Raw genomic sequence first — 14,315 nt, 5'->3', positions numbered from 1 at the left:
ATTTTATTATTTCAAGTAAAACGAAGTAAATCTTTCAACTGGATCTTCCCTTCATAAATGGCCTTGCCGAAAATGACAGCGGGAATCCCAGCCTCAGATAATTTCTCAATATCCTCGATCGAGCTTACGCCACCGCTCGCTATGATATAAAGGAAGGGGATCTCGTCCCGTATCTCTTTATATAAATCGATAGCCGGGCCTTGCAGCATACCATCCCGTGCGATATCCGTGCAGATCACCTTGGTAATCCCCTTGTCGTAATATCCTTTGATAAAAGGAATCAACTCCTGGCTGGTCGTTTCCTCCCAACCACTGATGGCGATCTTCTTTTCCTTGGCATCGGCCCCTAATATGATTTTCTCGCTACCGAACTTGCTGATCCAAGAGGTGAACATTTCCGGGTTCTTCACGGCGATACTGCCCCCGGTTACCATCTGGGCGCCGCTTTCGAAGGCGATCTCCAGATCATCCTCTTGTTTCAAGCCCCCTCCGAAATCAATGATCAAGGAAGTCCGGGTCGCTATCCGCTCAAGGATACGGTAGTTGATGATGCGTCCTTCACGGGCTCCATCCAAATCTACCACATGCAAACGCCGGATGCCGTTACCCTCGAACATCTTGGCCACCTCCAGAGGATCTTCGTTGTAAACCTTCTTGGTCGCATAATCTCCTTGCGTCAACCGGACGCATTTGCCATCTATTATATCTATAGCGGGAATAAGCTCAATCATATCTTTAAAAAGTTTTTCAATATAACCTCTCCTACCGATCCACTTTTTTCCGGATGGAACTGTGTCGCGTAGAAGTTGTCCTTATGTAAAGCGGCGCTGAACGGAAGGATGTAATCGGTCGTAGCCGCCGTATATTCATTTACAGGTACATAATAACTATGTACGAAGTAAACAAATTTGTTCTCCAATCGCTCATTGAATAGGCCGCTTTTAACGTTTGTCAAGGTATTCCAACCCATGTGAGGAACCTTGTCCTCATGCTTTCGCGGAATAAAACGTTTTACTTCCGTAGGGAAGATCCCCAAGCAATCTGCGTTTCCCTCCTCCGAACGCATGCACATCAATTGCATGCCGAGGCATATCCCGAGTACCGGTTGCTTTAGGTTCAAGATCACCTGATCCAATTTATGCTCCCTTAAATACTCCATGGTCGTGAAAGCTTCACCTACTCCGGGAAAGATAACCTTATCCGCTTTATTTAATAATTCCGGATCAGCCGTGATGATCGGGGTAACGCCCAATCGCTTCAAAGCGTAATCTACCGAGTAGATGTTTCCGGCATTATATTTAATAATGGCAACGTCCATTGTTGTTAAGCATTTATATTGAGTCGCAAAAGTAACAAATTATCATTACATAATTATGAATGGCGACTGAAAAGTTCCAAAATGAAATGTATTTGTGATAAACTGGTGTGATCGGGAAGGGGATAGGGGCGGCATAATTATGTGGTTTCTGAGGTCTCTCCAGATATTTTTGCTATCAAATATGATATTTTTTTGCGTCAGCTATTGCAGGTTTAAAAATAATACTTACCTTTGCACCGCAATCGAGAGAGATAGCGATAAAAGAAAAGAGGTTCGGTAGTTCAGCTGGTTAGAATACATGCCTGTCACGCATGGGGTCGCGGGTTCGAGTCCCGTCCGGACCGCCTCTTTTTCAAAATTATTATTGATTATAAAATGGTTCGGTAGTTCAGCTGGTTAGAATACATGCCTGTCACGCATGGGGTCGCGGGTTCGAGTCCCGTCCGGACCGCTTTCAAAGAAAGAAAAATAAAGTAAAGCTCTGTAATTTAAAGATTACAGGGCTTTTTCTTTTTCCTCACTTATCAAGAATGACGGCTCACCTGCAAAACTCTATGTTTGTAAAATACTCGCAAAAGCAGGGGGCGGCAATCTGTTTTGCGGTTGGCTTCAATGATGTTGTAAGCGAAAATGCGATAACCTTGACGTTTTGTTTGAAAATCAGGGATTATGATGACAGGGCCTTTTTGCGAATAGAAGAAATAGGGAGTGCTTTATGGTCAAATTATCCATTTTACCCTGTTTTTTTGCATGAATATCTCTGTTGGGAGACGAAAGTAATGGGATTAGGTAACGCGAAAGCCAGTGTTAGGCAACGCTACCGTATGTGTTTGGCGATATATACGGTAGAAATTGGGTACGCAACCTATAGAAATGGGCGACGCATCCGTATGAAAAGCGCCTTTCTCCTGCATAAATATGAGATAGGATGAATTAATCTCGCTAGAATGAAAGGGTATATTTAAGCAAAGTGTTATAATACAATTGATTGCTGATATTTTTTCTCGTATTTGGTAACAGCATGTACCTTTGCCCGGAAAAAACGATTCTCTGGGGTTTCAGATTACATATTGTCATATTGTCAATTTGAGCGTATTACTTATCTTTCTCGCTGGCAATGCGGGCAATAATAAATGCTGCCTCCGAGGTAAGCCTCTTTCTGTATCCGTTCGCCACAGACGGGGCAAGGGTCATGGTAGGTGTTCTTCGATAGGATCGTGCGGTAATTGCCTAAGGCGCCGTATAGATCCTTCTCCGTATCCCGGCCTCCTCGGCGAGTCATCTCTTCCAGCGTGGATTTCACGGTGTTGAAGAGGCGGTCTATATCCTCTTCTGATAAAGTCGATATTTTTCGTTTCGGGGAGATCCGGGCATTGAACAAGATATCTTGGCAGACTCCGTTGCCCAGGCCCGGAATACGTTGCTCGGTGGCGAGCAGCGCCTTTGCGGATATATCTTTCTTGAGATTCCGGATGAGACTAAGGAAATAGGCTTTATCGAATCTCTCGTCCAACGGACATAGCTTATGGATGCTACCTTGGTAATAGGGATTGTCAAACTCGCCTTTGAAAGCGTAGATGGAACCATACATCGAAACCGTGAAAGCTAGGAACGAGTCGTCCTCAAATACGATCATAAGCTGATATTTCTTCGGGGCCTTTTCCGCGGAGGTATAATAACGCATATTGGTTCCGTCTCCGATTAAGAGGTGGGTATCCGCGTCCATAAGGATGTCCACGAATGCGCCATAGCCTTGGGCGCCTAGGACCGTTCGTCCTACCAGCCTATTGGAGTATTCCGCCGGATCGCCATTATAGAACGTGAAACGGTGAGGACTGTTCGACTCGATAACATGCGCTATCCGTTTACCCTTTAGCGTTTCGCTAGCCTGTTTGCCAATGGTGGCGGATTCGGGAATCTCAATCATATTCGTATTGTTTTTAGAGGTGACGGGGTAAATATAGGCATATTTTCCGTACCAATATTCATTGATACGGAAAATAGGAACCGGGCTTTAATTCTGGGTCGGATAAAGGGGCTTTCCTGTCTCGTCCACATCTGTCCAGTCTTTTACGTTGACACTGGCCAAAGTGACCGAATTACCGTTGATTACCGCTTTAAATAAATAAGAGTTTCCCGCTTTCAACTCGCCATCCGGAAGAGGGATCTGGGTGGTATAGGTGCGGGTACTGTTTTCATTGTCGGCGGATATTTCCAGCGTGAGAGTCATTGGAGTCGTATGTCTTATCGGCAACATGATATATTGGGCGGTTAATCCGTTTATCCCCATCTTATCCGCTTTCCCGAAAGCGGTGGCGGGAGTGATGATACCTGTGCCCAGATCCATGGTCGCCCCGGTTTCGGGAGGTGTGATCATGGCGGAGACCAATTGGTTGATCGTGATACCTTCACCGCCGGTTAATTCTACTACGACTTGGGTAGCCACATGCCCATAAACAATCGGTATATTGATTTGGGAGCTATTAACATCCTGTTGTATGGCGCTCCACCAAAGATAATCGATACCGTTGAAGAGGGGTTCGGATACGCCACTCGTGAATGTCGGGGGGATCGTGGAGAAATTGTCGGATACGGCGTAGAAATTATAAGTGCCATTGGAGAGAAACATTTTATATCCGTCACTTCCTGTTAACACCCCGGGAGATGAGGTTATGTAAAGGCCTGACGCCTCGGGGCTTCCCTTGGTTCCTGCGCTGCTGTCGAAGACATAAACCCTGCTTTGTATCCCTTTATTCATGGGAGACATGGAACGTAATAGGTTCCGTCCCTCCACGGAGGCGTTGAAGGTCACCAACGTGCTGTTTCCCGGGTCCTCGTTTCCCGAAGAGCCGTTCGGGGTTGTTCCATCCTCAAAAATAATCGTGTTCTTGTTGCATCCGGCGAGGAGTAACAGGAACATCGTGCTAAATGTAAGCGCATTTGCCGCTTTCAGTAAATTCCGTATCATATAATTTGTGTTTAGTGAATAGTCTATATAATACATTTTACGAACCGTTTTGGTTCAGAAAGCGGCAAATGTTTTAACTTTAATCTAGCGGTTTCACGTAAGACCAGTGGGTTTGTATGATCTTCCATTGGTTGTCGGGGTTGCGTCTGTAAACCTCGGTGCAGTTCCATTTTATTACCTTGTCGGATAAGTAGCTATCAAGGTTGAAGGTGAGTACCGCTATGTTTTGTGCGACTTGTACGACCGGGCGGATCATGTCGAAATGATCTGCCGGAGGAAGTTGCATACCTTTATAATAAGTGCGCAGTTGTTCCAATCCCTCTATTTTCGTCTCTAGGGAAGGATCGAAGTAAATCACGTCGGTGTCTGAAAGCTCTACGAATGCCATCGGGTCGGTCGAGGCTAGAGCCTCTTTTTCAAGGGAGATGATCATCTCCGGGATGTTCTCGTTTAATGTTTTGTTCTCCATATTCTTTTGTTGTGCGTTAGCGGATAACGTGCTTCCTAATATGAGAGCCGCTATCCATGATTTGTATTGTCTCATGATGCTTTATTTATTGATAGAGGCAAAATTAGACATACCGAATGGAGTTCGTATAATACGTATAAAGGAGGAAATAGTACTTTTTACGGTTTTGTATTCCTGCGATAGTTTAGCGGGGTCATGTTTGTTTGGGAACGAAATAGACGGATGAAATAGGATGGATCCTCGTAACCTAGAGCTTCCGTTATGGCGGATATAGGTAAGTCTGTATAAGTCAATAGTCGTTTGCTCTCGATTAGTATTTTGTTTAGGATGTATTGTTTAGCGTTGATGCCTGTAGCGTTTTTCACGATCTCATTCAGGTAGTTCGGGGTGATGCAAAGCCGATCGGCATAGCTCCGGATGGAATGATCTTGCTTGAAGGAATGGTTTACTAACTCGATAAATCGGTCTACATAGATGCTTTTAGATCGGGTGTTTGTGTCTGGTGGTAAAGCGTTCGAGTTAGAATATAACCTGTTGAGCAACATTAATGTCTCGTACAACAAGGCCCGGAGTAAGTGTTTGTCTTTCGACTGATAGTTCTTGATCTCTTTATCGATCTCCGAGATCAACTCGGAGATGCGGGCATAGGCTTTCTTGTCGAGACTGAGCTTGGAAGACCGTCTTTCTGTATGGAAATAAGAGAGGTTCCGGAGAAATGCCGGATCATTGAAAAAAGAGAGCAGGAACTCTTCCTCAAAGATAAGAGCGAATCCGTCTTGTATCGTTTTATCGTCCCATTTGCGTATTTCGCCGGGCCGGGTAAAGATGATATCTTGAGGCTTTACCCGGTTCGCTTGATGATCGATAAGGAATTCTCCCTCCCCGCTAGTGATCAATGTTATATCGTAATACGTCAATATATGTACGGGTTGTTCCTTGAGATACTTCTTGATCGTGTTCAAGGGAACGACGTCGATAAGTAGCTCATCGCCGTATTTGTGTTTATAGAAGTCGTATTGCGGTATATTATGATTCATCTGCTCATGTCTTTTATTTGAAAAGCATAGGAGCGAATTGGAGGAGATAAGCCCGCCAATTGGCCCAGATATGCCCTCGGGTGGATTCTACGTACTGGTATTTCATACCTAGGCTATCCATTCGCTGGCGGAATTGCTGGTTCGCGTCGTACAGGAAATCGTCCTTTCCGATACCGATCCAGAACAATTGATAACCGGATCTCTTGAGGTTTCCTAACTTCTCGTCGAGGTTCGTGTACATCGGGCTATTGGGGTCTACACCATTTGCGCTGAGCCCGGCGGAGAAAAGTCCTATATAGTTAAAATAGTCCGGATAATTCAATGATATATATAATGTATGGAAACCACCCATCGAAAGTCCGGCTATGGCTCGGTGTCGCTTATCCGGGATCGTACGGTAACGGTTATCGATGAAATGAATGATCTCGGTGAAACTCTTCTCGTACGAGCCATCCTTATAACCGGGGAAGCTGTTGCTCATGGCCGGCTTGTAATTCAGGTTGTCGGATGTTTCGCCGGGAGCGGCCTGTTTACTGGGATTACCGTTTGGCATAACGACAAGCATTGGCTGTATCTTGCCTTCGGCAATCAAGTTATCCATGATACGGGCGGTACGGCCAAGCTCCAGCCAAGCGTTCTCGTCGCCGCCACTGCCGTGTAACAGGTACAGAACGGGATAAGACTGGATGTTCTTATCGTAAAAAGGAGGTGTATAAACGCTAAGCCTACGTTCGCTCCCGAGGATATCCGAGTGATACCACGTGGTCGTTACATCGCCATGGGGCACGTCACGTACTTGATAATAATCCCCATTTCCCCCGTTGATATAGAACAGGCTGAACAAGGTGCCTACGTCACGGCAAGAGAATGGGTTGTTTGGGGCGATGTTGTAAATACCATCTATGTTTAAACGATAGGTGTACATTTCGGATGGCAGTGGGGGAGTCGTATAGCTCCATGTACCGTTTTTCCCTTTCGTCATCTGGCCATTGCCCTCGTTGGCTTCCCAGTCTCCTTTTACGGAGACGGACTTCGCTTTTGGGGCTTCTACATAGAAAGTAACGCTATTGTCTGAGTTGATCACGAGAGGTTCTACCTTATCGGTCCTGAATCCTACGTTCTGTTGGGCGAAAGCCATGGATAGCGGCAGTAAGAGAGCCGCGAGTAATGCTAGTCTTTTCATTTTATCTATACGGTTTAAAGAATTAAGTTATAGAGACAAATATACGATTTATTTCGGAAAAATAGAAGTTATACTTACTTGGCACTTGTAGTATATCTTTTTGGGTAAAGTAAGTATATCTTCTTTAGTACTTGCTGTATATATCCTTTTCTGATTAGGATGATTCTTTTTGATTATAACTAATACCTGATTTCACGTTACTACCTTTGCGGCTCTTCTATTGTTAATTAGTCTTATGTGTTTGCACAGTATTTGCTGTTTTGTGCGGCACATTTTTATTAAAAGTGTGCAGTGTTTGAAAAAAGTATTTATCTTTGCGACCGTTTTGTAATCAAGAAAAGTAAAACATGAAGAAAAAAGTAGTATTAGGTGCGGCATTGATGATGATGCCTTTGGTTTCTTTCGCTGGAGGATATTTGACGAATACGAATCAGCATGCAGCCTTTTTAAGGTCACTTTCGCGAGGTGCTGCAATTGATATAGACGGCGCTTTGTCAAACCCGGCGGGTCTTTCTTTTTTGCCGACAGACGGTTTCCGCGTTGGTGTGAGTATCCAAAGTGCTTTCCAGACCCGGGATATCGATGCCTCTTTCAGTACATACAATGGTTTCGACCCAGTGAATAAGGTGCCGACAGTGAGCGACGTTCCCTATAAAAAGTATTACAAAGGAAAGGCAGCCGCTCCCGTGATTCCGAGTGTTTTTGCGGCTTACAAAAAAGGTGATTGGACGATCTCCGGTTTCTTTGCCATTACGGGTGGAGGTGGTAAGGCTTCGTTTGACGATGGCCTGCCAATGTTCGAATCGGCTGCTATGGCCGGTATCTTCAAGGAAAGTGTAGCGAAATATATAAAGACTGGCGGTCAAAGTCCCATCGTCACGCCGGATATGTATACTATTAACAGTGCGATGGACGGAAAACAGTATATTTATTCCCTACAACTTGGCCTATCATACAAGATCACGGATTGGCTTTCTGCCTTTGCCGGTGGCCGGATGAACTATTTCTCAGGAAACTATGACGGGTATCTGGATGCAAAATTAAAACAGAATTTTGGTGGAGCGGATTTAATGAACCTGGCTTTGGATTGCGACCAGACAGGTTGGGGGTTAACACCGGTTTTGGGTGTCGATGTCAAATATGGTAAATTCAATTTCGGAGCTAAATATGAGTTTAAGACGAACTTGAACATCGAAAACAATACCAAGAAGTTGGATTATCCCGACAGTGCCGAAGATTTGGTTGGCCCTTATAAGCATGGTGTAAATACGCCGAACGATATTCCTTCCATGCTTTCGGTGGCAGCTTCTTATCGGTTTTTGCCCATGTTGAAGGCTTCTGTTGAGTATCACTTCTTCGATGACAAGAAGGCGGGAATGGCCGGTGGAAAGCAGAAGGAACTGGAAAGAGGTACGAATGAGTATCTGTTTGGTATAGAGTGGGATGTTGTCAAGAGATTGACCATTAGCGGTGGCGCTCAAATTACAGATTATGGTTTGTCTGATAATTTCCAAAGTGATGTTAGTTTCTCCTGCGATTCTTATTCGCTGGGCTTTGGTGCTAAAGTGATGTTGAGCGAAAAAATGGCTTTGAACGTGGGATATATGTGGACAACTTACCACGATTATACCAAGAAGATGGACAACTACTGCGGCACGGGACTTCCTGGGCAGAATGTGTATAGCCGCACCAACAAGGTGTTCGGATTAAGTTTGGACTACGCTTTCTAAGCTTGAAAATATTCGTATCCTATTGAAAAAGGAAGCTGCTGTCGTGCGGCTTCCTTTTTTTGATTCATGGGTATTCACGGACTATATGAACCTATGCTTTACGGCTCATAACCATAGGTTTTTGTCGCTGTAAAGCATAGCTGGGTATGGCATAAAAAAAGAGGGTGCATGACGCACCCTCTTTCTTGATTATTTGTTTTACTTGTTGCCGATTATAACTGAATCCAACGTACATAAGCGAAGTCCATACGGTGAGGCAACTCCTTGTTTACAGGATATACACGGAAGCCCATCTTATGGTTACCGGCCTCGGAAGGAGTGGTCGTTAACTTGAAGAATAACTTGGAGCCTTCTTCCTTCATCAACTCGAACTGAGCGGTATTGATTGGTGACAGCGTGTGTTTCTCCGGATCTTCCTTCATGACAACCATTTCAGCACCTAACATACCTTGTAGTTCATGACGGTCGATTACCAAATTGAAGTTGTATTCTTTTCCTACAACCGGGCCGTTCACCGTCAAATCTTGGTCGCAAGTGAAAGATTCCACTTGGAAGCTATCCCAATGTTGCGCAACTTCCTCTTTCCAAGCAGCTAATTGCTTAGCGATCTCGTAGTTGTTAGCGGAAATATGAGCGGAACGAGTAGCCAATTTGTGATAGAAACGATCCTCATAATCGTCCAACATACGTTTCATCGTATAATCCGGAGCGATCTTGGCGATAGAGTTCTTGATATATTGGATCCAGTCCGGAGAGTAACCCTTGCTGTTCTTAGCGTAGTAAGTCGGGATGATCTCAGTTTCCAAGCAATGGTAGATCGTAGCCGCATCCAATTGGTCTTGGTATTGCTGGTTCTCATAAGTACGCTTGTCGGTCAATGCCCAACCTGCGCCTTCTACGTAACCCTCATACCACCAACCGTCAAGAACGGAGAAGTTCAATACACCGTTCATCTCGGCTTTCTCACCGGAAGTACCGGAAGCCTCTAACGGACGAGTCGGCGTGTTCAACCATACGTCTACACCGGAGATCAAACGACGGGCCAAACGCATATCGTAGTTCTCCAAGAAGATGATCTTTCCTAAGAACTCCGGACGGCGAGAGATCTCTACGATGTGTTTGATCAAACCTTGACCACCACCATCAGCCGGGTGAGCCTTACCGGTGAATACGAACTGAATCGGGAACTTCTCATTGTTAACGATCTTAGCCAAACGGTCTAAGTCCGTGAACAACAAGTGTGCACGCTTGTAAGTAGCGAAACGACGACCGAAACCGATCAGCAAGGCATTCGGGTTGATCTTCTCAAGGATAGAAACCACCTTGGAAGGATCACCTTGGTTCTTCAACCAGCTATCTTTGTATTGAACACGAATATAATCGATCAATTTATTCTTCAAGGTCATGCGGAGATTCCAGATTTCCTCGTCGGATACATTCTGGATTCCTTCCCATTGTTTTCTGTTAGATTGATCTTTGAATAAGTTTTTACCTAGTTTATCCGCATAGAATTTCTTCATCTCCGTAGCGGCCCAAGTCGGCATGTGCACACCGTTCGTTACATAACCAACGTGCAGTTCATCCGGGAAGTAACCTTTCCAAACCGGGGCGAACATACGCTGAGAAACCTTACCGTGCAACCAGCTTACGCCGTTAGCCTCTTGGCAAGTGTTCAAGGCGAATACGCTCATGGAGAATTTCTCGTTAGAGCCCGGGTTCTCACGTCCCATATCGATGAAGTCTTGCCAGCTAATACCTAACTTGCCGGGGAACTCACCCATGTAACGTCCGAACAAACCTTCGTCAAAGTAATCGTGACCTGCCGGAACCGGAGTGTGTACCGTATAGAGGGCGGAAGCACGAACTACCTCCAACGCTTGGTTGAATGAAAGGCCGTCGTTCTGGATATAGTCTACCAAACGCTGAGCGTTGATCAAAGCGGCGTGTCCCTCGTTGCAGTGATAAATTTGTTTCTTGATACCTAACTTGTTCAGCATCATGATACCACCGATACCCAACAAATACTCTTGTTTCATACGGTTCTCCCAGTCGCCACCATATAATTGGTGCGTGATGGAACGATCCCATTCGCTGTTCTGAGGAATATCCGTATCCATTAAGTACAAAGGTACACGACCTACGCTAACTTTCCAGATATGAGCGTAAACGGTTCTGCCCGGATAAGGAACTTCCAATACCATCGGCTCTCCGTTCGACTGCAATACCTGAGTCAACGGCAGGGCGTTGAAATTTTGCGGCTCGTAATTGGCGATCTGCTGACCGTCCATGGACAAAGTCTGTGTGAAATATCCGTAACGATACAAGAAACCTACGGCACATAAATCGATATTACTATCGCTGGCCTCTTTCAAGTAGTCACCGGCTAATACTCCCAGACCACCTGAGTAAATCTTTAATACATTGGTCAAACCGTACTCCATGCTGAAGTAGGCTACAGACGGTTGTGTCTTGTCGGGTTTTACATTGATATAAGCTTTGAAATCTGCGTATACCTTTTGGATTTCAGCCATTAACTCCTTATCTGCTAAGATCTCTTCCATACGTTTGTGTGAAAGGCTTTGCAATAGCTGTACAGGGTTACCTTCTGTGGATTTCCAAAGTTGTTTGTCGATCTTGCCAAATAGTTTAGCGCCTTCATGATTCCATACCCACCAAAGATTCGTAGCGATCTCATTAAGTGGTTCCAACTGTTGTGGAAGCTTGGAATGTGAGTAGACGTCCTTCCAAATAGGACTGTTTGCGTTATTCGCCTTAATTTTCATTATCGTGAAGTTTAAAGTGTTTGTCTAAAAACGAGTGCAAAGATAGCATTATCTTATTAATTATGAGCAATATTTAACTATTTCTTTCCTCGGCATGCCTCATGGCGATATCGAATGCGGTCAGATAATAGTCGATAAACTTGCTCCATTCAGCTTTTCGAGCGAGATCGAAACAACGCTGTTTGATTTCCTCGATGTCCGTAGCATCCTTTTGGCTGAGAGCCAGGATGGAGTTCATGATAGCGTCCGCTACCTCAAAATAATTGAAATCCGTACGATTAATAACCTCTACGCCTTCGCTAAGGTTATCTCCGGATACCGTTTTCTTCGCCCACATACCGAAACCGGCCAGATTGGTCGTGATCGTCGGTATACCGAAAGCGATACTTTCCAGCGGGGTATATCCCCACGGCTCGTAGTAGGAAGGATATACGGTAGCGTCCATCCCTATCAGCATATCATAATAGGTCTTATTGAAAATACCTCCTTTACCGTCCAAATAACAAGGAACGAATATAATCTTTAGTTTTTCGGATGCCGCGTTCGTGAAGCCGGCGTGGTTGATATAATTCAAGACCTTATCTTCTGGCATATTATGCAACCAGTGCGTAATGAAAGGGATTTGAAGCGGAGAGGTCGTCTTTATGTCCTGCTCGATCGCCTCTTTTAAATCCGCACGGGCGGCACGTACCCAAGCCGGTACCATGATAAAGGCGACGACCTCACGCTGCAGGCGTCCGGACGTACGTACACGGTTCATCGCCTCGATGAAGACATCGATACCTTTATTTCTGTATTCATAGCGGCCACTGGTGGAAACCAGCAAAGCGTTCGGGTCGATGGAGCAGCCCAATAATTTCTCCGCAACATTAATTAATGTACGACGTGCCTCCTTCCGCTTTTTAGCGTATTCCTTACCCTCTGGTACAAAGTTGGGCTCAAAGCCGTTCGGGGTAACGATATCCGGTGCCTTATCCAATAACTGTTTACATTCACGGGCCGTGATATCGCTTACGGTCGTGAAGCAATCCACGTAATGGGCGGCCTGCTTCTCTACAGAATGCTTGGCCTCCATGTTTAGCTCCTTAGCCATCTGATCGCCGTTGTAACCGTCCATATAAGCGTATAACGCTTTGTTGTTACCGGCGATAGAGCGTCCGATCGATGTGGCATGCGTCGTGAAAAGTGTCGCTATGGCAGGGATTTGCTTTTGAATGTAAAGCGCTCCCATCGCCAACATCCATTCGTTGAATAGGGCGGCGACTTTCTTGTTTTCCAGTTTGTAGAAGTGATAGAAACTCTCTATTACCTTACCGACCGCATACGCGAAGATACAAGACTCATCGTAATCGCCGTAGGCGTGGATGGAGTCAACTCGGAAATTTTCCCACATAGAATAGAAAAAGGCGTCTCGTTCACTGAAGTAGGACTTGAAATCTACCAGTATAACAGGGGGGGTACCCGGTACGTTCCAGCGACCAACCTTAACTTTCAAGTGATCCACTGCCTCGGCGTGCTTTCTCCAATCCTCAAACAAAGATGCGTCTTCCGTAAAATCGGGAGCGGTTGTGTTTGCCCACACATCCGGACCGATGAATATTACTTTGTCGTTAAAAATTTGTTGAAGCGTATGAGCTTTAGTCGATAGTACGGTATAAATACCTCCCACTTTATTACAGACTTCCCAGCTGCTTTCAAAAAGAAACTCTGGCGTCTTTATCATTTCGTTCATATTTGATTTGTTTATAATCAATGATTTCACCGCTGCAAAGATAATTCATTTTATGTTTTTTCTTGACCTTTCCTCGGTATTTAATAACATATGTTCTATATTTGTGGATAATTAAATATGAAATAATTATGGCTAAAAGAAGAATTTTAAAGAAAGAGATCAGCTACGTGGCTGGTGAATTGTTCACGGAAGCGCTGGTTTGCAAATTGTATATACCCGGAGTAAATCAAGAGAAAGCGGATGCTTTGATGGCTCGTATCCTAGATATGCAAGATAGTTATATCGTCCGTGCCGGACATCCCGACGGTAAGGATAACAAGGCTCTCGTACGGAATTATTATCGCAAATTAAGAGAGGACTTGCAAAACGAGGTTAACGCTATCGCCGACGAGATAGGAGAGTTGAGCAAGGACAAATAGGCATGAAGAAGGCAATTAGTAAGGCGATACTCCGTATGGCGGGGTGGAAGCTGGGCCCGGTGGATGGCGTGGATTTGCCGAAATGTATCGTATGTGTGGCTCCGCATACCAGTAACTGGGATTTTATTGTAGGGAAACTTTTTTATACCTCGATCGGGTGTAACGCCGGTTTCCTTATTAAGAAAGAGTGGTTCTTTTTCCCTTTTAATTTGCTGTTTAACTGGCTGGGAGGTGTTCCGGTGGATCGTGGTAAACGTACGTCGGTGACCGATCAGATGGTGGAACGTTTCAAGACCAGTGAGCGGTTTCAATTGGCCGTCACACCGGAAGGTACCCGGAAGCGGGCCAAGGACTGGAAAAAAGGATTCTATTTTATCGCTTTGAAAGCGAACGTGCCGATCGTGGTGGCTTATTTTGATTATGGAAAGAAAGAGGTTGGCACGAAAGGTGTTTTTTATCCGACAGGTGATGTGGATAAAGATATCCATACGATACGAGAGATGTATCGGGGAGTTACCGCCTGCCATCCTGAGAATTTCGTACAGGTATAGGAGTTTTATGGTGAAGAAATAAGAGTTTTACTATAGGAAAACAAAAGTTTTGCTATGAAGAAACTACTGTTTCTTCACCATGAAACTGTTTCCTTGTCACAATATGTCTTTTTATTACCTTAATA

12 protein-coding genes and 2 tRNA genes are annotated in these 14,315 nt (G+C 44.9%); 5 read left to right on the top strand and 9 right to left on the bottom strand.

The window, feature by feature from the left end:
* Positions 1–11: 11 nt before the first annotated feature.
* A complete protein-coding gene (hisA, locus tag ACYIA1_RS10680; protein WP_005854558.1) occupies positions 12–731 on the bottom strand; it encodes a 1-(5-phosphoribosyl)-5-[(5-phosphoribosylamino)methylideneamino]imidazole-4-carboxamide isomerase in 720 nt (239 codons plus the stop codon).
* Complete coding sequence (hisH, locus tag ACYIA1_RS10675) at positions 728–1,318, bottom strand: imidazole glycerol phosphate synthase subunit HisH (RefSeq protein ID WP_005854561.1); 591 nt, start codon at positions 1,316–1,318, stop codon at positions 728–730. The genes hisA and hisH overlap by 4 nt, the downstream gene beginning before the upstream one ends.
* A 270-nt stretch (positions 1,319–1,588) precedes the next feature.
* Here hisH and ACYIA1_RS10670 point away from each other — a divergent pair.
* Positions 1,589–1,662 (top strand) — tRNA-Asp (locus ACYIA1_RS10670).
* Positions 1,663–1,695: 33 nt separating this feature from the next.
* A tRNA-Asp gene (locus ACYIA1_RS10665) sits at positions 1,696–1,769 on the top strand.
* A gap of 648 nt (positions 1,770–2,417) precedes the next feature.
* Here ACYIA1_RS10665 and ACYIA1_RS10660 read toward each other — a convergent pair.
* From ACYIA1_RS10660 to ACYIA1_RS10640, 5 genes are all read right to left on the bottom strand, one after another.
* Positions 2,418–3,245: a DNA-formamidopyrimidine glycosylase family protein gene (locus tag ACYIA1_RS10660; RefSeq protein WP_048927597.1), complete on the bottom strand. Its 828-nt coding sequence runs from the start codon at positions 3,243–3,245 to the stop codon at positions 2,418–2,420.
* 87 nt (positions 3,246–3,332) lie between these two features.
* Positions 3,333–4,322 carry a fimbrillin family protein gene (locus tag ACYIA1_RS10655; protein ID WP_211738222.1) on the bottom strand — a complete coding sequence of 330 codons (990 nt, stop codon included), beginning with the start codon at positions 4,320–4,322 and terminating at the stop codon, positions 3,333–3,335.
* A 43-nt stretch (positions 4,323–4,365) separates the two neighbouring features.
* On the bottom strand, positions 4,366–4,830 hold the full coding sequence (locus ACYIA1_RS10650) for a YybH family protein (RefSeq protein ID WP_005864625.1): 465 nt from the start codon (positions 4,828–4,830) through the stop codon (positions 4,366–4,368).
* An 83-nt stretch (positions 4,831–4,913) separates the two neighbouring features.
* Positions 4,914–5,792: an AraC family transcriptional regulator gene (locus tag ACYIA1_RS10645; protein WP_048927600.1), complete on the bottom strand. Its 879-nt coding sequence runs from the start codon at positions 5,790–5,792 to the stop codon at positions 4,914–4,916.
* A gap of 13 nt (positions 5,793–5,805) precedes the next feature.
* The gene (locus tag ACYIA1_RS10640; RefSeq protein ID WP_211738220.1) at positions 5,806–6,975 is read right to left on the bottom strand and encodes an esterase; all 1,170 of its coding nucleotides are present in this window, start codon (positions 6,973–6,975) and stop codon (positions 5,806–5,808) included.
* Positions 6,976–7,322: 347 nt separating this feature from the next.
* Between ACYIA1_RS10640 and ACYIA1_RS10635 the strand changes: the two genes are divergently transcribed.
* Positions 7,323–8,705: an OmpP1/FadL family transporter gene (locus ACYIA1_RS10635; RefSeq protein ID WP_005864631.1), complete on the top strand. Its 1,383-nt coding sequence runs from the start codon at positions 7,323–7,325 to the stop codon at positions 8,703–8,705.
* A gap of 212 nt (positions 8,706–8,917) precedes the next feature.
* On the opposite strand, the gene glgP is transcribed toward ACYIA1_RS10635, so the two are convergent.
* Both glgP and ACYIA1_RS10625 read right to left on the bottom strand, forming a co-directional pair.
* Positions 8,918–11,488 (bottom strand): alpha-glucan family phosphorylase, encoded by a 2,571-nt coding sequence (gene glgP, locus ACYIA1_RS10630; protein ID WP_057326935.1) that lies wholly within the window; start codon positions 11,486–11,488, stop codon positions 8,918–8,920.
* Between the two features lie 73 nt (positions 11,489–11,561).
* Positions 11,562–13,220: a glycosyltransferase gene (locus tag ACYIA1_RS10625; protein WP_009275771.1), complete on the bottom strand. Its 1,659-nt coding sequence runs from the start codon at positions 13,218–13,220 to the stop codon at positions 11,562–11,564.
* Positions 13,221–13,348: 128 nt separating this feature from the next.
* Between ACYIA1_RS10625 and ACYIA1_RS10620 the strand changes: the two genes are divergently transcribed.
* Positions 13,349–13,639, top strand: coding sequence for a C2H2-type zinc finger protein (locus ACYIA1_RS10620; protein WP_005854588.1), 291 nt, complete (start codon positions 13,349–13,351; stop codon positions 13,637–13,639).
* A 2-nt stretch (positions 13,640–13,641) separates the two neighbouring features.
* Positions 13,642–14,190, top strand: a complete 549-nt coding sequence (locus tag ACYIA1_RS10615) for a 1-acyl-sn-glycerol-3-phosphate acyltransferase (protein ID WP_008773478.1) — start codon at positions 13,642–13,644, stop codon at positions 14,188–14,190.
* Positions 14,191–14,315: the final 125 nt, after the last annotated feature.

It is taken from the genome of Parabacteroides sp. KHUB-02, assembly GCF_056640955.1.
This window is presented reverse-complemented; position numbering and strand designations above follow the sequence as displayed.